This is a genomic window from Nonomuraea helvata, from assembly GCF_039535785.1.
Lineage (GTDB): Bacteria > Actinomycetota > Actinomycetes > Streptosporangiales > Streptosporangiaceae > Nonomuraea > Nonomuraea helvata.
In genome coordinates, this window is the sequence record NZ_BAAAXV010000001.1 from 2,951,541 (window position 1) to 2,973,019 (window position 21,479).

18 protein-coding genes are annotated in these 21,479 nt (G+C 69.7%); 11 read left to right on the forward strand and 7 right to left on the reverse strand.

All coding sequences use genetic code 11. From position 1 onward, the window contains the following. Nucleotides 1-30: 30 nt before the first annotated feature. Both ABD830_RS13690 and ABD830_RS13695 read right to left on the reverse strand, forming a co-directional pair. Entirely contained in the window at nt 31-654 is a 624-nt protein-coding gene (locus tag ABD830_RS13690; protein ID WP_344987116.1) for an anticodon-binding protein, read from the reverse strand. Nucleotides 655-663: 9 nt separating this feature from the next. After that, nucleotides 664-2,508, reverse strand: a complete 1,845-nt coding sequence (locus ABD830_RS13695) for a hypothetical protein (RefSeq protein ID WP_344987117.1) — start codon at nt 2,506-2,508, stop codon at nt 664-666. 137 nt (nt 2,509-2,645) lie between these two features. Between ABD830_RS13695 and ABD830_RS13700 the strand changes: the two genes are divergently transcribed. Both ABD830_RS13700 and treS read left to right on the forward strand, forming a co-directional pair. Then, nucleotides 2,646-4,280 carry an asparagine synthetase B family protein gene (locus ABD830_RS13700; RefSeq protein WP_344987118.1) on the forward strand — a complete coding sequence of 545 codons (1,635 nt, stop codon included), beginning with the start codon at nt 2,646-2,648 and terminating at the stop codon, nt 4,278-4,280. Nucleotides 4,281-4,560: 280 nt separating this feature from the next. Next, a complete protein-coding gene (gene treS / locus ABD830_RS13705; protein WP_344987119.1) occupies nt 4,561-6,255 on the forward strand; it encodes a maltose alpha-D-glucosyltransferase in 1,695 nt (564 codons plus the stop codon). Here the strand turns inward: treS and ABD830_RS13710 are convergent. From ABD830_RS13710 to ABD830_RS13720, 3 genes are read right to left on the reverse strand one after another with little or no spacing between them, the layout of a single operon-like run. Beyond that, entirely contained in the window at nt 6,242-8,509 is a 2,268-nt protein-coding gene (locus tag ABD830_RS13710; RefSeq protein WP_344987121.1) for an ABC transporter permease, read from the reverse strand. The genes treS and ABD830_RS13710 overlap by 14 nt on opposite strands. Next, the gene (locus ABD830_RS13715) at nt 8,506-9,234 is read right to left on the reverse strand and encodes an ABC transporter ATP-binding protein (RefSeq protein ID WP_344987122.1); all 729 of its coding nucleotides are present in this window, start codon (nt 9,232-9,234) and stop codon (nt 8,506-8,508) included. Before ABD830_RS13715 ends, ABD830_RS13710 begins: the two co-directional genes overlap by 4 nt. Continuing rightward, the gene (locus ABD830_RS13720; RefSeq protein WP_344987123.1) at nt 9,231-9,737 is read right to left on the reverse strand and encodes a PadR family transcriptional regulator; all 507 of its coding nucleotides are present in this window, start codon (nt 9,735-9,737) and stop codon (nt 9,231-9,233) included. Before ABD830_RS13720 ends, ABD830_RS13715 begins: the two co-directional genes overlap by 4 nt. Nucleotides 9,738-9,869: 132 nt before the next feature. On the opposite strand from ABD830_RS13720, the gene ABD830_RS13725 reads away from it, so the two are divergent. From ABD830_RS13725 to ABD830_RS13765, 9 genes are all read left to right on the forward strand, one after another. After that, nucleotides 9,870-11,117, forward strand: coding sequence for an ABC transporter substrate-binding protein (locus ABD830_RS13725; protein ID WP_344987124.1), 1,248 nt, complete (start codon nt 9,870-9,872; stop codon nt 11,115-11,117). A 7-nt stretch (nt 11,118-11,124) separates the two neighbouring features. After that, nucleotides 11,125-12,453: an ABC transporter substrate-binding protein gene (locus ABD830_RS13730; RefSeq protein ID WP_344987125.1), complete on the forward strand. Its 1,329-nt coding sequence runs from the start codon at nt 11,125-11,127 to the stop codon at nt 12,451-12,453. An 11-nt stretch (nt 12,454-12,464) separates the two neighbouring features. Continuing rightward, nucleotides 12,465-13,841: an ABC transporter permease gene (locus ABD830_RS13735; protein ID WP_344987126.1), complete on the forward strand. Its 1,377-nt coding sequence runs from the start codon at nt 12,465-12,467 to the stop codon at nt 13,839-13,841. Continuing rightward, entirely contained in the window at nt 13,838-14,737 is a 900-nt protein-coding gene (locus ABD830_RS13740; RefSeq protein WP_344987127.1) for a carbohydrate ABC transporter permease, read from the forward strand. Before ABD830_RS13735 ends, ABD830_RS13740 begins: the two co-directional genes overlap by 4 nt. 61 nt (nt 14,738-14,798) lie before the next feature. Continuing rightward, nucleotides 14,799-16,166 (forward strand): M1 family metallopeptidase, encoded by a 1,368-nt coding sequence (locus ABD830_RS13745; RefSeq protein ID WP_344987128.1) that lies wholly within the window; start codon nt 14,799-14,801, stop codon nt 16,164-16,166. A gap of 70 nt (nt 16,167-16,236) precedes the next feature. Further along, nucleotides 16,237-16,914: a uracil-DNA glycosylase gene (locus ABD830_RS13750; protein ID WP_344987129.1), complete on the forward strand. Its 678-nt coding sequence runs from the start codon at nt 16,237-16,239 to the stop codon at nt 16,912-16,914. A 10-nt stretch (nt 16,915-16,924) separates the two neighbouring features. Beyond that, nucleotides 16,925-17,245 (forward strand): hypothetical protein, encoded by a 321-nt coding sequence (locus ABD830_RS13755; RefSeq protein WP_344987130.1) that lies wholly within the window; start codon nt 16,925-16,927, stop codon nt 17,243-17,245. Nucleotides 17,246-17,354: 109 nt separating this feature from the next. Then, nucleotides 17,355-17,648: an MTH1187 family thiamine-binding protein gene (locus tag ABD830_RS13760; RefSeq protein ID WP_344987131.1), complete on the forward strand. Its 294-nt coding sequence runs from the start codon at nt 17,355-17,357 to the stop codon at nt 17,646-17,648. 346 nt (nt 17,649-17,994) lie between these two features. Beyond that, the gene (locus ABD830_RS13765; protein WP_344987132.1) at nt 17,995-19,590 is read left to right on the forward strand and encodes an FAD-dependent monooxygenase; all 1,596 of its coding nucleotides are present in this window, start codon (nt 17,995-17,997) and stop codon (nt 19,588-19,590) included. Nucleotides 19,591-19,714: 124 nt separating this feature from the next. Here ABD830_RS13765 and ABD830_RS13770 read toward each other — a convergent pair whose 3' ends face one another. Both ABD830_RS13770 and ABD830_RS13775 read right to left on the reverse strand, forming a co-directional pair. Continuing rightward, nucleotides 19,715-20,287 carry a hypothetical protein gene (locus ABD830_RS13770; protein WP_344987133.1) on the reverse strand — a complete coding sequence of 191 codons (573 nt, stop codon included), beginning with the start codon at nt 20,285-20,287 and terminating at the stop codon, nt 19,715-19,717. 199 nt (nt 20,288-20,486) lie between these two features. After that, the gene (locus ABD830_RS13775) at nt 20,487-21,473 is read right to left on the reverse strand and encodes a hypothetical protein (protein ID WP_344987134.1); all 987 of its coding nucleotides are present in this window, start codon (nt 21,471-21,473) and stop codon (nt 20,487-20,489) included. Nucleotides 21,474-21,479 lie beyond the last annotated feature (6 nt).

The following is a 21,479-nucleotide window of genomic DNA, read 5'->3' on the forward strand; positions in this document are numbered from 1 at the left end:
TTTTTCGCCATTTGGCCGGATATTTTCTGCTCACATTCGCTCGGGTCCGGGCAGCACATTCCGTACGGCCTCCGCCAGCCGCACCCGCGCCGTGTGCACCGGCCCCGGCGGCTCGTCGCCGACCGGCACGGCGGGCGCGCGCTCGTGCGCGTCGTGATAGGCCAGCGCCAGCCGCACCAGGTACGCCTCCCACCCCGGCTGCCTGCTGACCATCCGCCCCGGGATCTCGGCCAGCACCCGCAGCACCTGCCGGTCGTACGGATCGTCAAGCAGTTCGCCCCTGAAACCCTCGGCCGCCACCCCGAGCTCCCGCGCCCAGCGGAGCACCGCACAGGCCCGCGCATGCCCGTAGCGCACCACGAACCCGGGGTTGTCCCATGTGCGGGGGAAGTCCGGCCAGGCCGGCTCCGGGAGGTCGGCGGGCTCCATCGACTCCAGCAGCATGCCGGGCACCGCCACGGTGATCCGCAGGAGGCCGTCGCCCCGCACCTCCACGCCGGCCACCCCGGGCACCGCCCGCACCCGGTCGGCGAGCGCGTGTGCGGGCAGCCGCCGCCGCAGGGCCGCCGCGGAGACGTACACCGCCTCCCGCTCCCACGAGCCCTCCGGCGCGGGCGGCTCCCCCAGCACGCCGGCCAGCTCCCGTGCGATCACACCACGACTTTAGATGAGCGCGTGGGGCTCCGCCGAGCCGTACTCGACCAGCTGGGCCGCACCCAGCAGCGCGGGGTCCTCGTCGCGCACCCGTACGTAGCCGAACCGGTCGGCCGAGAACACCTTGATCCCGTCCGTGCGGCACTGCCGCATGAGCACCTCGTCCCACCCGTCGGTGAGGTCGGCGAAGCCGATCTCACGCAGCGCGTTCCTGCGGGCGAGGAGGGTGGCGCCGACGATCTCGGGGACGTACGTGTACTCAGCGTCCGGCTGCTTGATCAGCGTGGCCTGGGACTTGCGCAGGTGGGCGTAGAAGGCGGCTTTGCCCACGATGTCGGCGGTGCCGAAGAGGAAGGCCCGCTTGAGGTCGGTCAGGTAGTGCGCGCCGTACACGTCGCGCGGGTCCATGACCGCCACCAGGTCGGCCTCGCACAGGTCGATGCCGGCGCCGAGCATCGCGCCCACGGTCGTCGTCGGATGCGGGAGCCGGTGGACGACCTCCACGTCCGGCAGCAGGTCGCGGGCCCGCTGCTCCGACTCCGGCGGCCCGATGATGATCAGCTGGTCGACCCCGGACTGCTTGGCGACCTGCGCCAGCGCGTGCTCCATCAGGTGCGGGTCCGTGACCGGCAGCAGGACCGAGATGTTGAGCGTGGCACGGGCGCTGGGCAGGCCGATCGCGTCCAGCAGTTCGTCGACGCGCTCGGTCATCGTGCCCATCTGGTACGCCCGCCGCAGGGCCGCGTGCGCCCGCCGGGTGTCGGGGTCGGCGCCGATGGACGTGCCACAGGCGGCGAGCTCGGCCAGCCGCCACTGGGGCGTGCCGGGCGGGCATTCCACCCCGGCCGGCCACCGGTAGGACGTCAGCACGTCGGGGTAGATCAAGTGTCCGGGCAGGAGCTGGTCGAGCGTGAGCACCCGGTCGATGCGCCCGCTGGAGAGCGGCAGCGGATTGTGCACCCTGGGCTGGATCCCGAACTGCAGCCGCGGCCAGGCCACCGTGAGATCGGTCGTGAACCGGTGCTCGAACAGCTCGGCCGCCGCGGCGTACGCGGCCACGTCACCCTGCGTGTGCCAGAAGACGGTGCGGATGCCGCGCTCGGCGCACCAGGCGAGCAGCGCCCTGAGCCCCTCGCCCGGCTCGCCGGTGATCTCCTCGGCCCACGGTCCCTGCGTGACGGACTCGACCACCAGCAGGTGGGGCACCTCCAGCGGGAGCACCCTGGCGAAGTCGCGGGGCGTGAAGCCGGTCGTCTGCCGCCACTCGTAGCGCAGCAGCGCCTCGACGTGCGGGTCGGCGATCACCGCCGCCGTCAGGTGCGGCCGGGTGTTGGGCCCCGTCGGCACCCGGAAGGGCTTGAGCTTGAACGAGGCGCCCCCGACCGTCCTGGTGGTGCTGGTGGCCTGGAACCCGGCCCCCGGGCGCTCGTCCTTCGGCTTGACGGGCGCGGGCGGCCGTCGCGTGGGCGCGGTGGGCCGCTTGACGGGCTTGGCGGCGCCCTTGAGCCCCTTGGCCAGCCGCACCGGGTTGCTCTTGCCGCTCTTGAGAGCGTCGCCGAGGCGGTTCCAGCGGGCGACCTTGATCGAGGACAGCTTCCAGTTGGCGACCTCGGCCTGGAAACGCTGCTCGGCCAGCTCCTTGCGGAGCTTGTCGGCGGTCGCCTCCTCGGCCGCGAGCCGCTCCTCGGCCTCGCTCAGCCGCTCGGCCAGGGACCTGGCCTCCTGGACGCTCTGCTCGGCGTCGGCCAGCTTGGCCTGGGCGGCGTCCAGCAGCCTGGCCAGCTCGGCCGCGCGCTCGGCCTGCGCGACGGCATCCCGCAGCGCCTTACGCGTGCTCTCTAGCTCCGTGGTCACCAGGCCTCCTTCGTCGGCCTGGCGACCAGGACGCTGCGTTTACTTGTTCCCTCGCTACGCTCGCTCACGGCCCTCCGCTCCCTCAGCCCGGCAAAGGATACTCTTTTGCCGCAAGCGTCTCGAAGGGATGAGATCCGGTGCAGTTCAACGTGCGACCCTACGTCTGCGGCGCTCTCGGCCGGATCGACACCGCCATGCTCGGCAAGCTGACCGCCGCCGGCCCGCGGGTCCTCCCGGCTCTGCAGTCGCCGCAGGCCGCGCTGTTCAGCTCCGCGCCGCTGCCGCCCTACCACCGTGCGGGGAACGCGTACGCGTTCTCCTGGGGCGAGCGCAAGCCGGCCGGGGCCGACGACTGGATGGCGGTGGCCGAGACGTACGAGACCCCCGGGCTGATCGGCGACGGCGAGCACGTCACGCTCCACACGGGCGCCCTGGGGCTCGTGGACGTCTACTACGTGCGCCACGGCGACGCGGTCTACTTCTCGTCGCTGATCCAGCCGCTGCTCAGCCTGGTGCCGATCGAGATCGACTGGTCGGCGTGGGCCTCGATCATCCAGGTGACCTTCCCGCTGGGCGAGGCGACGCCGTACGCCGAGGTCAAGCGGCTGCCGGGGTCGAGCGCGCTGGTGTGGCGGCACGGCCGGGTCGCGGCCGAGCGCAGGCTGCCCCGCTGGCTGCGCACGGAGCCGTACGAGTCGTGGATCAGCCCCCGCGAGATCGTCGAGCTGCTGCACGAGGTCTACGAGGACTACGACGGGCGCAAGCTGCTCGTCCCGGTCAGCGGCGGCTACGACTCGCGGCTGCTCGCCAGCGTGGCCAAGGCCCGCGGGATGGACGTCGAGTCGTGGACGACCAGCCCCGACGACGGCACCGACACCGACATCGCGTTCGCCCGATCGATCACCAGGGAGCTGGGCATCCCGCACCGGGTGATCACCCAGGACGCCGCCGACTATCCGGACGACGCGGTCGAGGTGGCCCGCAGGCTCGAGTACCTCACGCCCCACCACGCCTGGTACGCGCCCTTCGCCAAGGAGGTGCACGGCGCGGGCCGGATCCTCGTCGACGGCCTGGCGGGCGGTCCGCTGCTGAAGAACTTCATGGTCAGCGGGGCCGCGCTGGAGGCCAGGTCGCAGGCGGAGCGCTCCGCGGCCGTGCTGGGCTCGCTGTCGCTGGGTGCGCCATCGCAGCCGTTCCTGTCCAAGGCCGCCGCCCAGTGGATGGAGGAGGCCGTGCGCGAGCAGTTCGCGGCCGCCACCTCCATGCTCCACGGGCACCGGGCCGAACTGCCGCTCTCGGTGCTGCACACCCGGACCGTGCGGGGCATCGCCCGCTCGGCGGTCAACCTGGTGGGGCCCGAGGCGTCGTTCGCGGCGCCGTTCATCGACCCCCGCTTCTTCGACGCCGCGCTCTCGGTCGGCGTGGCGCGCAAGGACAAGGGCCGCTTCTACCGCGAGGTGCTCCACGCGGCCCACCCGCGGGTGGCCGCGCTGCCCTCCACCAACGTGGTCAAGCAGCCCCTCCAGAGGGTGCCGCTGCGGTCCACGGCCGCCCCCGCCCGAAATTATGCGCACCGCATGCTGGAGACGGTGATGAGGCGGGTGCCTGGGCTGCTGTCGGAGGAGCTGCACGAGGTGATCGCGGGCGGGCCCGACGCTCTGACCAGGTTCAATGGGTGGAACGACCGCTTCTGGGTACGGGGATTGGTGCTCTTCGGGCTCTGGCTCAGTGACTTCGAGAACGACGTCTCCGACCTTGCCCCACCTTTTTAGTTGAACTCACGGTAACAGGGCGATTACGTACGGATCTCGTGGGTATTAACCCCGGCACAGCAGAAGCGGGTTCCGGAAAGCCACCGGGCTGGTAGTGTTCGGCCCGTAAGCGCCGCACAAACGGGCACCAGATCACAAATCAGGTCTCGTTCAAGGGCAGTGGGGTTCGCAGGGATGACGACTCCACGCGGCGCGGTCACCAGATAAACGCCGGGGTAACCGGTGACTTCGTCCTGCCCACATCTCTTCCTGTGAGCGACATATGATCAACGCATCCCCAATGCCGGAGCCGATCTCCGAGGCGTTCGTCTCGGAGGATCCAGCCTGGTACAAGCGGGCGGTGTTCTACGAGGTTCTCGTCCGGGGGTTCAAGGACTCCAACGGCGACGGCACCGGCGACCTTCGCGGTCTCACCGAGAAGCTCGGCTATCTCGAGTGGCTCGGGGTGGACTGCCTGTGGCTGTTGCCGCTGTACGAGTCGCCGCTGCGTGACGGCGGTTACGACATCTCGGACTACATGAAGATCCTCCCGGACTTCGGCGACCTGGGCGATTTCGTGGCGCTGATCGAGAAGGCACACGAGCGTGGCCTGCGGATCATCACCGACCTCGTGATGAACCACACCAGCGATCGCCACCCCTGGTTCCAGGCGTCCCGGCACGACCCCGAGGGTCCGTACGGCGACTTCTACGTGTGGTCCGACCATCCCACGGGCTACCCTGACGCGCCGGTGATCTTCATTGGCGCCGAGGAGTCCAACTGGACCTACGACCCGGTGCGCAAGCAGTACTACTGGCACCGTTTCTTCCACCACCAGCCGGACCTGAACTATGACAACCCGGCGGTGCAGGAGGCCATGCTGGAGGTCCTGCGGTTCTGGCTGGACCTGGGCATCGACGGTTTCCGGCTGGACGCGGTTCCCTACCTGTTCGAGCGCGAGGGCACGGCGTGCTCCGGGCTGCCGGAGACGCACGCGTACCTGAAGAAGGTCCGGGCCGAGGTGGACCGGCTCTACCCCGACCGGGTGCTGCTGGCCGAGGCCAACGGCTGGCCCGAGGACGTGGTGGAGTACTTCGGCGACCCCACCACGGGGGGCGACGAATGCCACATGGCCTTCCACTTCCCTCTCATGCCGCGCATCTACATGTCGGTCAAGAAGGAGACCCGCGAGCCGATCTCCGAGATCATGTCGCGCACGCCCAAGCTGCCGGAGAAGGCGCAGTGGGGCATCTTCCTGCGTAACCACGACGAGCTGACGCTCGAGACGGTGAGCGAGGAAGAGCGCGACTACATGCACAAGGAGTACGCCAAGGACCCGCGCATGCGGGCCTACCTGGGCATCCGCCGGCGGCTCGCCCCGCTGCTCGACAACGACCGCGACCGGATCGAGCTGTTCACCGCGCTGCTGCTCAGCCTGCCCGGTTCGCCGGTCATGTACTACGGCGACGAGATCGGCATGGGCGACAACATCTGGCTGGAGGACCGCGACTCGGTCCGCACGCCGATGCAGTGGAGCCCTGACCGCAACGCCGGGTTCTCCTCGGCCGACCCGGGGCGGCTCTACCTGCCCGCGGTCATGGACCCGATCTACGGCTTCCAGGCGGTCAACGTGGAGGCCCAGCAGCGCCACGAAGGCTCGCTGCTCCACTTCACCCGCAAGATGCTGGAGATCCGGCGCAAGCACCCGGTGTTCGGCGTGGGGGCGTACACGGAAATGTGGTCCTCGAACCCGGCCGTGCTCACCTTCGTCCGCGAGGACCGCGACGACATCATGCTGTGCGTGAACAACCTGTCGAAGTTCCCGCAGCCGGTCGAGCTGGACCTGCGCAGGTTCGAGGGCATGGTCCCGGTCGAGGCGCGGGGCGGCGTGCAGTTCCCGCCGATCGGTCAGCTGCCGTACCTGCTCACGCTGCCGGGGCACGGCTTCTACTGGTTCGCGCTGAAGAAGAACGAGAACTCTCTCAGCGGGAAGTGACCGGCACCTGGGCACGGGCCGCGCGGCGGGCGGGAATGAGCGCCACCGCGAGGGCCGTGCCCACGGCCACCACGACGGCGACGACCAGCGTCAGGGCAGAGGGCGCCCGCCCGATGCCCGCGCCGACGCCGCTCGTGTGGCCCTGCAGGTCGATCAGCCCCGTCACGACGGACATGCCCGCCGCGGCGCCCACGCCGACCCCGAGCACGACCAGCAGCCCCGTGCCCGTCACGAGCGTGGCCATGACCTGCCGCGGCGTCAGCCCCATGGCTTTCAGCACGGCCAGGTCGAACGCGTGGTCGCGCAGGCCGAGCGCGCTCGCGGTGAGCAGGTTGGCCAGGCCGATCAGCAGCAGCACGGCGATCAGCGCCACGATCACCACCCGGATCACCGACAGCCGGTCCGCCGGGTTGACCGCGGACTGGACGTCCAGGCCCTCCGCCGACTCGGCCAGCAGCCGCCCGCGCACCTCCGCCTTGTCGGCGCCCGGTTTGAGGGCCAGCGCGTAGAACTCGGGCGGCACCGAGTCCTTGGCCGCCAGGCTGTCCAGCCCCACCGAGATCACTTCACCGTCGAGGTCGGGCTCGACGGTCCTGCCGACGATCCTGACGATCAGCGGCGTGCCGCCCACGGTCAGCCGCACCCGGTCGCCGATCTTCACCCCCAGCAGGTCGAGCAGGCCCTGACCGGCCACCGCCTCGCCCTGCCGGGCGTACATGCGGCCCTCGACCACGGGGAACGGGTACGGCTCCGTCGAGGTGCCGATGGCCCGCACGCGGATCGAGCGGCCCTCGCCGGGGGCCAGCGCGTTCACGTCGGTGCCCGGGTAGACCTTGGCCACGTCCTTGTCGAACTCGGCGATGTGCTGGGCGGCGGCCGGCTCCAGCTTGCCCGGCCTGACGTACAGGCTGGCGTGCTGGCCGACCTGCTCCGGGTGGTCGGCGAAGTTGTCCAGGGTGGCCCAGACGCCGAGCCCGATCGTGATCATCATCATCGGGACGGCCAGCCCGAACGCCGTCAGGAACGCCGGCACCCGCCTGGTGAAGGCGTCCCTGGTGCCGAGGACGAGCGCGGGCGGCAGGCGTACCAGCAGCGCCAGCCGGGCCAGCCTGGACAGGTGGCCGCGCGGCGGCAGGGCGGGCGCGGCGGGGATCGGCGGGGTGCGGCCGCCGCGCCACGCGGGCACGCCGACCGCGGCCAGCACCATCAGGGCCGTGCCCGCGACGATGGCCAGCACGGGGATGGGCGCCACGGACGTCGCGCCCAGCACCGCCGCCGTCACGCCCCAGCCCACCACGGCGCCGATCGCGACGCCGAGCAGCCCGAGCGCGCCGTGCTCGGCCAGGAGCAGCAGCGCGATCTGGCCCCTGGTGAAGCCCATCGACTTGAGCGTGGCCAGGTCGCGGAGCTGGCCCAGCACCCGGCCGCCGGCGGCGTTGGCCAGCGCGAGCGCGGCGGCCACGAGCCCGACCACGCCGAACAGCGCCAGCAGCGTGCCCAGCAGCCGGTTGTCCAGCTCCATGGCGGCCCTGACCTCGCGCCAGGTGTAGACGCGCTGGAGCTTGTCCTCCAGCATGACGACCACGCGCTGTGAGACGACCTTCGTGGCGTCGGGGTCGGCCAGGCGCAGCCCGGTCACCCACTCGCTGTGGCCGAGCATGGGCTCGATCCGGTCGAGCATGGCGGGCAGCACGTAGGCCAGGCCGGGCGTCCACTGCGGGTAGAAGCCCTGCTCGGCGGAGTCGGCTATGCCGCGTACGTACAGGGTGTGGCGCTTGCCGCTGAGCGCGATGATCGTGAAGGGCGCGCCGATCCTGAGCCGCAGCGAGGTCGCGAAGGACCGCTCGACGACCACGCCGTCCGGCTGCGAGGCGTCCAGCCACCTGCCCTCGGCCACCACCGGGTGCGCCACCTGCGGCGGCGTGGCGGGCATCGCGCGCAGCGCCGCGGGCTCCTTCTTGCCGTCCTGCGCCACCGTCACGGGCGCCGACCGGTACGGCCCCGCCACCTGCGTCACGCCGTCGATGCCGCCCAGGGCCACCTGGGGGCTGTCGTCGGTGTAGAGCCAGACGTGGGCTCCGTCGGTCTGGGCGAACAGGCTCCGCCACGGGTTCGTGCTGTCCTCGAGCAGGGTCGCCGCGGTGATCAGCGCGGCCACGATCCCGGCCACGGTCAGCACGGTCAGCACCGCCTGAGCCTTCCTGGCCCGCAGGTCGGCCTTGATCCACCGGCTCCCCGCCAGTGTGGCACTCATCGGAGGTCGATCACCTCGCCGGCGGTGCCCGTACGCCTGCGCACGATGCGGCCGTCGTCCACGATCTCCCCGTCGAACAGGGAGACCACCCGGTCGGCCAGGCTGGCCACGCGGGCGTCGTGGGTGACCATGACGATCGTCTGCCCCTTCTTGTGGACGTCGCCGAGCAGGCGGAGCACGTCGCGGGTGTTGCGGCTGTCGAGGTTGCCGGTGGGCTCGTCGGCCAGCAGCACGCTCGGCTGGTTGGCCAGTGCCCTGGCGAGCGCGACCCGCTGCTGCTCGCCGCCGGACAGCTGGGCGGGTGAGGCGTCGGCCCGGTCGCTGAGATTGAGCGCGCCGAGCAGGCTCTCCCTACGCTCGCGGGCCACCTTGGGCGAGACCCCGGCCAGCAGCGCGGGCAGCTCGACATTGTCGCCGACGGTCATGTTGGCGACGAGGTTGAAGAACTGGAAGACGAATCCGACCTTCTTGCGCCGCAGCAGCGCCCACGCGCTCTCGGAGAGCGTGTCGACCCGCTTGCCGTCGAGCCAGATCTCGCCGCTCGTCCGGGTGTCGAGCCCGCCCAGCATGTGGACGAGCGTGGACTTCCCGGAGCCCGAAGGACCCATGATCGCGACGAACTCACCCGGCTCCACCTGCAGGTCCACACCACGCACGGCAGGCACGGGCACTGCGCCATCCTGGTAGATTTTGACCAGATTGACCGTTTTCACAACCGTGCTCATGCCAGATCCTCCTGGCAACGCTCCAGCCAGTCAAGATCCGCCTGCAGGTGAAGCATGGCGCCCTCGATGAGGAGCGTCGCCACCCGATCGGTCGGCGGCGTGCGGGCGAGGAGGTCGTTGAGATCGCTCATGAGCGAGAGGTAGTGACGGCGCTGCCGGCTGATCAGCGCCATCCGGTCGGCGATGCCGGTGAGGGGGGCGAGCACGAGCTTCATGAAGAACTCGTCGCGCACCCTGGGGCCCTCCGTGGGCTCGTCCACCCACTCGGTGAGCACCTCGCGGCCCTTGGCCGTCAGGTAGTAGACCTTCTTGTTGGGCCGGTTGGACTGCTCGACGTCCACCGCCCTGATCAGGCCGTCCTTCTCCAGCCTGCCGAGCGTGACGTAGATCTGGCCGATGTTGGGAGAAGGGTAGGCACTGCCGAACGTCTGCTCCAGCGCCTGCTTGAGCTCGTAGCCGTGAGCCGGCTCTTTAGCCAGGAGCGCCAGCAGATGAGGCCGCACCGCCTCGCCTCCCCACCGTGTTACGAATGCGTTACGTGGCTATCCGTTGACCTACAGATTACAGGTGTGCATAACATGAATGCATCTACCTAACACGTATGTATCCCCTCTGAAACAGTGGAGGAAACAGAGGTGCGCTCACTTTCGCTCGTCCTCGCCGTCCTGCTTACGGCGGCCGGATGCGCGTCAGCGAGCGATGAGGGCGGCGGCGAGACGGGTACGGGCGGCACAGGCCCCATCACGTTCGCCACCGGTCGCGACACCACGGCGTACCTGCAACCCCTGCTGGACCGCTGGAACCAGGCCCACCCGGCCGAGAAGGTGACGCTGCTGGAACTGCCCGAGGCCGCCGACGAGCAGCGCGCTCAGATGGTAGCCAACCTCCAGGCCAAGAGCACCCGGTACGACGTGCTGGGGCTCGACGTGGTCTGGACCGCCGAGTTCGCGGAGAACGGCTGGATCATCCCCCTGGAGCGCGGGTTGTTCCCGCTCGACAGGTTCCTGCCGCCCGTCGTCGAAACGGCGGTCTACAAGAACAGGCTCTGGGCCGTCCCGTACACGAGCAATGCGGGACTGCTCTACTACCGGACCGACCTGGTCAAGAAGCCGCCACGGACGTGGGCGGAGCTTCGCGACCAAGCCCGTCAAATAATGAAAAAGCAAGACATTGGAGGCTATGCCGGGCAGTTTCTGGCGTACGAAGGGCTCACCGTCAACTTCTCCGAGGCCCTGCAGTCCGCCGGCGGACAGATCGTCAGCCGGGACGGCACGGAGGTGACCCTCGATCCGGCCAAGGCTCAGATCGCGCTCGACTTCCTGCTCCAGGGCCTGCGCGAAGGCTGGATCCCCAAGGAGTCGCTGAGCTACAAGGAGGAGGAGTCGCGCCTGGCCTTCCAGGAGGGCCGGCTGGCCTTCGCCCGCAACTGGCCGCACGCCTACGGCCCCGCCAGGGCGAAGCTGGGCAAGAAGCTGGGCGTGACCCGGCTCCCCGGGCTCAACGGCCCCGGGTCCAGCACGCTGGGCGGCGCCAACCTGGCGATCAGCGCGTACTCCAAGCATCAGCGCACGGCGCAGGAGTTCATCCGCTACTTCACGAGTCTGGAGAACGAGCGCCGCGTCCTGACCGAAGGCTCGTTCCCGCCCGTGTGGACCGAGCTCTACGACGATCCCGCCCTGATCAAACGCTTCCCGTACCTGCCCGTGCTCAAGGAGAGCATCCTCGCGGCCAAGGCACGGCCGGTGAGCGCCAACTACAACCAGCTGAGCCTGGTGATCGCCAGTTCGGTCGCCAAGGCGCTCGGCAACCCCTCCAGCGAGTCCGCCGACGACGTCGCGGCCTCCATGAAGTCAGAACTCGAAGAGATCATCAGAACACAGTGAGGCAGCCATGCGAAAAGCCAGATCAGCAGTCATCCTGGCCGGGCTCGCGGTAGCCGTCGCCGCCTGCGGCAACGCCCCCACGACCACCACTCCCACCGAGTCGGGCTCCGCGTCGGCTCCCGCCGCCGGCGCCAAGCCGCTCCAGGGCGTGAAGCTCGAGGTCGCCGCCAAGTGGACCGGCGCCGAGCAGAAGAACTTCGAGCAGGTGCTCAAGGCCTTCACCGAGAAGACCGGCGCCGAGGTCACCTACGCCTCCACCGGTGAGGACACCGGCGCCTACCTCGGCCCGCGCATCCAGGGCAAGAACCCGCCGGACGTGGCCGTCCTCCCGCAGCCGGGCCTGGTGCAGCAGTACGCCGACCAGAGCGCGCTCAAGCCGCTCTCCGACGACGTCGTCAAGGAGATCGACACCAACTACACCCCGTACTGGAAGGAGCTCGGCTCCGCCGACGGCAAGGTGTACGGCGTGCTGATCAAGGCGGCGCACAAGTCGCTGGTCTGGTACAGCGGGCAGGCGTACGACGACGCGGGCGTGCAGCCCGCGACCACCTGGGACGAGCTGGTCAAGAACGCGCAGACCATCGCCGACTCCGGCACTCCGCCGTTCTCGCTCTGCGCCGCCTCGGGCTGGACGCTGACCGACCTGTTCGAGAACGTCTACCTGTCCACCGCCGGTGCCGAGAACTACGACAAGCTCTCCAAGCACGAGATCCCGTGGACCGACCCGACCGTGACGACCGCGCTGCAGAAGATCCAGCAGATCGTCGGCAAGAAGGAGTTCCTGCTCGACGGCAGCTCCGGCGCCCTGCAGACCGACTACCCGACCTGCGTGTCCAAGGTCTACGGCAACAAGAAGGCCGCCATGGTCGTCGAGGGCGACTTCGTGGCCGTCGAGGCCGCGCAGTCGGGTGCCAAGGTCGGCGAGCAGGCGAAGTACTTCCCCTTCCCCAAGGCCGGTGACACGGCGCCCGTCGTCCTGGGCGGCGATGTCGCGGTCGCGATGAAGGACTCCCCCGGCGCCATGGCGCTGCTGCAGTTCCTGGCCTCCAAGGAGGGCGGCGAGATCTGGGCCAAGCTGCCCGGCTACCTGTCGCCCAACAAAAACGTCTCCCCCGACAACTACCCCGACGAGCTGACCAAGCAGCTCGGGCAGACGATCGTCTCGGCCGGCGACGCCGTCCGTTACGACATGTCCGACCTCGCGCCGAGCGCGTTCGGCGGCACCGACGGCAAGGGCGAGTGGAAGGCGCTGCAGGACTTCCTCCGCAACCCGAGCGACATCAAGGGCGCACAGACCGCACTCGAAGCCGAGGCCAAGAAGGCCTGGAAGAAGTAAGAGGTAAGGCCGTGACCGAACGGTTGGACGGCCCGCAGGCCCCGTCCGCGCAGAGCGCGGACGGGTCCTCCACCGGACCGGCTGAAACCCCCCGTACCACGAGACGCCTCGGCCCCTCGCCGGCGGTCGCCATCGCCTTCCTCCTCCCGGCGGCGCTGCTGCTGGGAATCTGGGTGGTCTACCCGATCGTCTACTCCATCTTCCGGAGCCTGTTCGACGCGGCGGGCACCGGATTCGTGGGACTGGGCAACTACGCCACGATCTTCTCCGATCACGGCACACTCATCACGATCCGCAACAACCTCATCTGGGTCGTCGTCGCGCCGATCGTGGTCACCACGCTGGGCCTGATCTTCGCGGTGCTGACCGAGCGGATCAAGTGGGCGACGGCGTTCAAGCTCATCGTGTTCATGCCCATGGCGGTCTCCTTGATGGCGGCCGGCGTGATCTTCCGCCTGGTCTACGAGCAGAGCCCCGACAAGGGCATGGCCAACGCCGTGCTCACCACGGTGCACGACACGTTCTCCTCCTCGCAGGGCTACCCGGACGCTCGCCCGCGCGAGGGCGACCAGTCACCGGTGGCCTCCGAGGGCGGCACGGTCGTCACCAAGCAGCCCGTCCAGGCGGGCCAGCCCGTGCTGATCCCGATCGTGGGCGTCAAGCCGAACACCCTGCCGGGCAACGCCGGGCCCGCCAAGGCACCCGCGGCCGCCGGCGGACTCTCCGGGACCGTGTGGTTCGACTTCACCCCAGGAGGCGGCGGCAAGAACGGCGAGGTCGACGCCTCGGAGAAGGGCCTGCCGGGCATGACCGTCGAGGCCGTGCAGAACGGCAAGGTCGCCGGGACCGCCACGACGGCCGACGACGGCTCGTTCCGCTTCGAGGGCCTGCCCGCGGGCTCCTATGTCGTACGGCTCCCGCAGTCCAACTTCCAGGCCTCCTACGGCGGCCTGAACTGGCTCGGCGAGACGCTCATCACCCCGGCGGTCATCGGCGCGTTCGTCTGGGTGTGGGCCGGGTTCGCCATGGTGCTGATCGCGGCCGGCCTCGCGGCGATCCCGCGTGACGCGCTGGAGGCGGCCCGCATCGACGGCGCCACGGAGTGGCAGGTGTTCCGCAAGATCACCGTGCCGCTGCTGTCGCCGGTGCTGCTCGTCGTCTTCGTGACGATGATCATCAATACGCTGAAGGTGTTCGACCTGGTCTTCATCATCGCGCCAGGCTCGGTCCAGCCACAGGCGAACGTGGTCGCGCTGGAGATGTGGCGCGTGTCGTTCGGCGGCGGGAACAACCAGGGTCTGGGCAGCGCGCTGGCTGTCTTCCTGCTCATACTGGTCCTTCCCTTCATGATCATGAACATCCGCCGGTTCAGGAGGGACGAATCATGACCACGGCCACCGCTACCGGGCCGTCCGGGCTGGAGACGGGGGCGCCGCGCAGGGGCGTGCTGAGCAGGATCGTGGACCGGATCGGCAGCGGCACCGTCCAGCTGATCATGGTGCTGCTCGGCCTGTTCTGGCTGGTGCCGACGCTGGGCCTGCTGGTCGTCTCGATGCGTACGACGCAGGTCAACACCGCCGAGGGCTGGTGGACGGTCTTCACCAAGCCGGCCGAGCTGACCCTCTCGAACTACGCGAACCTGCTGGCCAGCGGCTTCACCGCGTCCTTCTGGAACACCGTGGCGATCACGGTGCCGACCACGATCCTGGTGATCGGCATCGCGGCCATGGCCGCCTACGCGTTCGCGTGGATGGAGTTCCCCGGGCGTGACGGGGCGTTCCTCGTCGTGGTCGGGCTGCTGATCGTGCCCATCCAGATCGCGCTGATCCCCATCGCGTCCTTCTACGGAGGCGTCGGGATCTTCGGCTCGATCGCGGGCGTGGTGCTGTTCCACACGGCGTTCGGCCTGCCGTTCGCGATCTTCCTGCTCCGCAACTTCTTCGTCGGCATCCCCTCCTCGCTGCTGGAGGCGGCGCGGATGGACGGCGCGCCGGAGTGGAAGATCTTCGTGTCGGTGGTCTTCCCGCTGGGCAAGCCCGCCATCGCCTCGCTGGGCATCTTCCAGTTCCTGTGGGTCTGGAACGACATGCTCATCGCGCTGGTCTTCGCCGACACCGACAACCAGCCGATGACCAAGCACCTGCAGTCTCAGATGCGGCAGTTCGGATCGAACATCGACATCCTGTCGTCCGGTGCCTTCCTGTCGCTGATCATCCCGCTGGTCCTGTTCTTCGCGTTCCAGCGGTACTTCGTCCAGGGCATGATGGCCGGATCCGTGAAGTGACACGCTCGCGGGCGTCCGCCGGTTCCGGTGGGCGCCCGCGACGCGGTTCTATGATCGTCCGATGAAGCGTCTTCTCGCTCTCGCCGCAGCAGCCTTCATCTCTCTGCCGCTCGCCCCCGCCATCGCGCTCGACGCCCAGCCCGGCGCGCCGGGCGCGGGCGACCCGTACTTCCCCGACCAGGGGAACGGCGGCTACGACGCCGGCCACTACGACCTCACGCTCGACTACGACCCGAGCTCCAACCGCCTCGCCGGAGTGGCGCGGATCTCCGCGCGGGCCACGCAGGCGCTGAGCCGCTTCGACCTCGACCTCGTCAGCACGCTCACGGTCCGCTCCGTGACGCTGAACGGCCGGCCCGCCGCGTTCTCCCAGAGCGGCTCCGAGCTGGTGATCACCTCCGCGCTGCCCGCCGGACGCGACTTCTCCGTCGAGGTCCGGTACGACGGCAGGCCCACGCACGTCGTCGACCCGGACGGCTCCCGGGACGGGTGGATCCGGACGAGCGACGGCGTGTTCAACGCCAACGAGCCCCAGGGCGCGATGACCTGGTATCCCGGCAACCATCACATGACCGACAAGGCCACCTACCGCTTCTCGGTGACCGTGCCCAGCACTCGCGTGGCGGTGGCCAACGGCGATCTGGTGTCCAAGGCGTCGAAGGGCGATCGCACGACGTACGTCTGGGACTCCCGCGAACCGATGGCGAGCTACCTGGCCACGGTGTCGATCGGGAAGTTCCAGCTCACCGACACCCGGGTCGGCGGCTACCGCGTGATCACCGCCGTGGATCCCAAGCTCGCCGACGGCGCGAAGGACTTCGCCGAGCGGCACGCTCCCGTGCTCGACTACTTCAGCTCCCTCTTCGGCCCGTACCCGTTCTCCTCCACCGGCGGGATCGCCGACCACGCCCCCGAGGTCGGCTACGCCCTGGAGGCCCAGTCCCGGCCCATCTACCCGCGCGTGCCGAGCGAGTCGCTGCTGGCCCACGAGCTGGCGCACCAGTGGTTCGGCGACTCGGTGACGCCGGCGCTCTGGCGTGACATCTGGCTCAACGAGGGCTTCGCCACGTACGCGCAGTGGCTCTGGTCGGACAAGCAGGGCACCGGCACCGTGCAGAGCTCGTTCGACAAGGCCTACGCGCGGGCGGCCGACGACGAGTTCTGGCAGACGCCCCCCGCCGACCCCGGCGGCCCTGCCGGCCTCTTCCACGACCCGGTCTACGACCGCGGCGCGATGACCCTGCACGTCCTGCGGCGCGCGGTGGGCGACGACGTGTTCTTCAGGATCCTGCGTACGTGGGCCTCCGACCACAAGTACGGCAATGCCGACACGGCTGCCTTCATCGCCCTGTCGGAGCGGTTGTCCGGCAAACAGCTCGACTCCCTCTTCGACGCCTGGCTCTTCAAGCCGGGCAAGCCGTCGCTGTGATCATTCTGGTACGGCCCGGAGCCGACGTTTCGGCAGCAGGCCGTACCAGACCTGGATAAGCTCATCGGCCATGACCGGTCGTCCCCTGAACGAAGTCGTCGAAGCCGGATGGGCGCGCGCGCTCGAGCCCGTCGCCGAGCGGATAGCCGAGATGGGCGAGTTCCTGCGAAAGGAAATCGCCGAAGGCAGGCAGTACCTGCCCTCGGGGGCGCACGTGCTGCGCGCTTTCAACCAGCCCTTCGACGAGGTCAAGGTGCTGATCGTGGGCCAGGACCCCTACCCCACGCCCGGCCACCCGGTCGGCCTGTCCTTCTCGGTGGCCCCCGACGTGCGGCCGCTGCCGGGCAGCCTGCTCAACATCTACAAGGAGATGGAGGCCGACCTCGGCCTCCCCCGCCCCTCCAACGGCGACCTGACGCCGTGGGCCGAGCAGGGCGTCCTGCTGCTCAACAGGGTCCTCACCGTGATGCCCGGCAAGCCCGCCTCCCACCGGGGCAAGGGCTGGGAGCAGGTCACCGAGCAGGCCATCCACGCGCTCGTGGCCCGCAACAAGCCGATGGTCGCCATCCTCTGGGGCCGCGACGCGCGCAACCTGGCGCCCATGCTCGGCGCCATCCCCCGCATCGAGTCCGCCCACCCCTCCCCGCTCTCGGCCCGCAGCGGCTTCTTCGGCTCGCGCCCGTTCAGCCGGGCCAACGAGCTGCTCATTCAGCAGGGCGCCACCCCTGTCGAGTGGAAGCTGCCCTAAAGTCGTCGCCATGAGTGATGAACCGAAGTTCCTGCGCCTCACGGTCGAGCTGACCGTCGAGGTGCTCGACGTTGACGCGCTGCAGGCGGCGGCACTGGCCGAGATCAGGCATCCCGAGGCGGACCTCACCGAAGAGGAGCGCACCGAGCAGGCCGAGCTGGTCGCATCGGACGAGACCGGCGCCTCGGCGCTGCAGTGGCTGATCGAGCCCGACCACGTGCTGCAGCTCGTCGACCACATCACCGAGATCGAGCCGCGCGAGGCGGTGCTCGGGGTGGAGCCGTCGGAGGGGCCGAGCGAGGAAGACGAAGAAGAGCACGACCACGCGTGACGTACCGCGGCAGCCACGGCGTTCGCCGACGTCGTGGCTTTTCGCGGGGCTTCGCAGCCGACAGCTCGCTAAGATCGAAAGTCTCCGGGCAGGCCGCAAGGGGGCAGCAATGATCGTCGCATTCTCCATCACCCCGCTGGGCGTCGGCGAAGGGGTCGCCGAGCCCGTCGCCCGCGCCGTCAAGGTGGTCCGCGACAGCGGGCTGCCCAACCGCACGGACGCGATGTTCACCACGATCGAGGGTGAGTGGGACGAGGTCATGGACGTCGTCAAGCGCGCGGTGGACGCGGTGGCGGAGGTCGCGCCCCGGGTCAGCCTGGTGCTCAAGGCCGACCTCCGGGCGGGGGTCACGGACGGGATGACCAGCAAACTCGAGTCCCTGGAACGCCACCTCTCCTCCTGACCCGCGCCGGGGCGACCGTCGCTTCAGGAGCCCCGCCGCCATCGCGCTCCGTCTCGGTGCGCGGTCACCGCATCTGTGCGCGGTCACCGCATCTGTGCGCCCGCGATGATCCGCGCTCCTATGCCCGGGACAGGCCTCCGCCCTCCCGCGCCCCGGACAGGGCGCCGCGCTCCCGTGCCTGGGGTGGGCCGCGTCCGGCACAGCCACCATCCCTCGGCCGCCGCCTTTCGCTGCTCGCATCCTCAGCCTCAAAGTCGAGATATGTCTTGACTGGCTCTCCAGACGCGACATATCGTGTCGTTCAGCCGCAAAACGCGATACTACGCGTTCCTGGAGGTGGAGAAGCATGGAACAAGAGCGAGTCCCCGTCCTGGTGGTGGGCGGCGGTTATGCGGGCCTGAGCACGGCGATGCTCCTGGCCTGGCGCGACGTACCGGTCATGCTGGTGGAGAGGCATCCGAGCACCTCGATCCAGCCGAAGGCGTTCGGCGTCGGCCCACGAGCCGTCGAGCTGCTGCGTCCCGTACCCGGCATAGAGCAGGAGCTCAGCGAGATCTGGGAGGGCATCGGCGAGAACATGCGCATAGCGATCGCCAAGAGCCTCTCCGACCCGGAACCCCACATGATCATGGACAGCGAGAGCGAGGAAACGGCTTTCCTGGCCGACGTCACGCCCGTGGCGCAGGTGGGGGCGCCGCAGGCCGAGATCGAGCGGCTGCTGCGGTTCAAGGCCGAGGAGCTGGGCGCCGACCTGCGGTTCTCGACCGAGCTGGTCTCTCTGGAGCAGGACGAGGACGGGGTGACGGCGCTCATCCGCGACGCGAGCGGGGAGCACCTCGTGCGGGCCGACTACGTGGTGGCCGCCGACGGCTACCGCAGCCCGCTACGGAGCCTCCTGAACGTGCCCACCTCAGGCAAGGGCGAGCTGGGCCAGATGTGCTCGATCATGTTCGACGCCGACCTGACCGGGCTGGTGCGCGAGCGCGAGGTCACGCTCTGGTACCTGCAGAACGACGTCTTCACCGGCGTGATCGTGACCGGCACCGGGGTGGGGGCGCACGTGCTGGGGATCAACTACTCCGAGGGGGAGAGCGAGGCGGACTTCACCGAGGAGCGCTGCCTGGAGCTGGTACGGATCGCGGTCGGCCGGCCCGATCTGGACGTCCGGGTGCTGGACAGGGCCTTCTTCGCCATGGCGCACGTGCTGGCCGACACCTACCGCGTGGGCCGGGTCTTCTTCGCCGGGGACGCGGCCCACACCATGCCGCCCACGGGCGGGCAGGGCGGCAGCACGGCGCTCCAGGACGGCTGCGACCTCGCCTGGCGTCTCTGGCTGGTCGTCACGGGCCAGGCCGGCCCCGCCTTCCTCGACACGTACGACGCCGAACGCCGCCCCGTCAGCACCCTGACGGCCGACGCCCAGCTCGCCAACCTCGGCGCACGCATGCCTCCCGCGGCCCGCGTCGGATACCCGGAGCCCCTGGAGGACCCCTTTGGCGCCATCATCGGCTTGCGCTACCACTCCACGGCCATCCTCGACGAACCCGGAGACGACGGCTCGATCCTGGAGGATCCCCGCGTACCGAACGGACGTCCTGGCAGCCGCGCTCCTCACGTGATCCTCGACTGGGAGGGGCAGCGCATCTCGACCATCGACCTGTTCGGCTCCGGTTTCGTGCTGCTGGCCGACCGGGAGGGGGGCCAGATCTGGATGGACGCGGGGCGGGTGGTCAAGGAACGGCTCGGGATACAGCTCACGCGGGTGGTGGTGGATGAGGAGCTGATGGACGTGGAAGGGCGGTTCCGGGAGCGGTACGGCGTCAACGGGGGCGGCGCCGTACTGGTCCGGCCTGACGGCTACGTGGCCTGGCGCTCCGCCGGCCCCGCCGCGGACCCGGCAGCGACCCTGGAACACGTCCTGAGGCAGGTCCTCAGCCGCTGACCCTCGGCTGCACGCTCGATATCCGGTTCGGGGAGGGCCACGGCACATCCACCCACCCCAACCGGATCCATGGCCCGTCCACCCGCCCCCAACCGGAGGCGTGGCCCTCGGGCCGGCACACGGCTCAGGCGAGGAGCACTTCCTCCCGGCGAGTCCGCAGCCGGTGACGTAGTCGCTCAAGCTCGTGGCAACGCTCCCCCAGCCGCTCGACCAGGTCCTGGACGGCGTCCGTCCCCTCGACGCCGGCCTCCACCGTCATGCCGAGCGCCTGCACCTTCCTGACGAACTCGCCCATCACCTCGTCACCGCGCAGGACCGCGACCCCGGCTGCCCTGGCACCTTCCCAAGCAGGCAGCTCGACGTCCAGCTCGGCCAGTAACCGCCCGATCTCCAGCAGCTCAGCACCCCGAGGATCGGCCGACAGGGCCAGCCGCCGCTCCTCACGTGCCAGCAGCTCCTCGTAGATGTCCCGCGCCGGCCCCACCTCGGCCAGCTCCCGGTCCACCTCCGCGAGGAGCATCCGGTACGCCGCCAGCCTCGCCTCCTCCACGGCCACCTGTTCCGGATCCCATATGTCGACCGCTTCGAGCCCCTGCCGGGCCTCACGCACCAGACCGGCGATGACCGCGCGACGCTCGCGCAGCTTCTCCCACCTGTGAGCCCGCTCACGGGCCGTAGGCAGATCTTCATCGATCATCTCAAACGGGATCACGACCCTTGGACGGTCAGAGGCCCCCTTTTGGTTCAGGACAATCAGGTATTTTTCCGAATAAATCATGCCATAACGGTCACATCTGCATCATCTGTAACGGGACGGCGGCCCTCCGGCACCCGCGCGCCAGAGACACCGCCGGCACGTTGAGCACCCTCGATGGGCGGTATCCCCACCGCCGGCGTCAGGCCGCGATGCCAGGGGTCGCTGTCATCGCCGGCGTCCGCGCCGGGTCCACCAACCTCAGCGGCGGGTGGATGGCGGTCTGAGTGGCGCACAGCCAGTCGTTAAGCGAGCCGGGGAAGCCGGAAGGCGGGCCCACCTTGAGGCAGGTGATCTGGCCGGTGCCCGGCGCAGGGCCGATCTTCAGGCGGCGGATCGTGCCCGTGCGGCCCAGCTCGCCCAGCTCCGCGTCGTACGGCGTCAGCCGGACGCCGAAGGGCAGGCCGCCGTCCGGCTGGTCCGAGGCGGGGATGTGGAGGAAGTCGTCGATCTCGCGTTCGGTGGCGTCCGGGTGCGCGGTGACGTAGGCCAGGTGGTCGGTGACCAGGCGGTGGGCCACGGTGCGCAGGAGGCTGGTCGCGCAGAGGTTGTGGGCGCAGCCGGCGCCGTCGAGAGTGATCTCCGGGAGGGCGAAGCGGCGCAGCCCTCGGGACGTGACACGGAGGCAGTCGCACGCGCCCGTGTCGGCCGGGTCCCACGGTGGGCAGGTCGCGGCGTCGTGGACCTGGACGTCCCAGGACAGCCAGTCGTCGAGGCGGAAGTCCGTGGGCTCGCCCGCGCATCTGCCGCAGGTGAGGATGGTGGAACCCGTCAGCGGATCGAGGAGCAGGCCGTCGCATGCGCGGGCCAGGGCCCGGGCGGCCGCTCTCGCGGCCTGGACGCCGGCGGGGAGCCTGTGCGGAGGCGCGGTCGTGGCGAACACCACATGCTGCCTGGTGCGCCGCAAGCGGCGTCTCTCGTCGTCCGTGAGGGTGGCCGCCGTCGGTTTCCAAGGTGTCCGATGGTGGGTCACCGTCAGGGCTCCGCTGCCCAGGGCACTGATCGCGGCCCTCCTGTACGGTCCGCTGATCCGCCAGGGCACGAACGACTCCACGTCGAACAGCAACTGCTCCATGGCCACGACGAAGAGGGACGTGAGCGTGGCGGGCAAAGGAAGGATGATCTTCATAGGTGA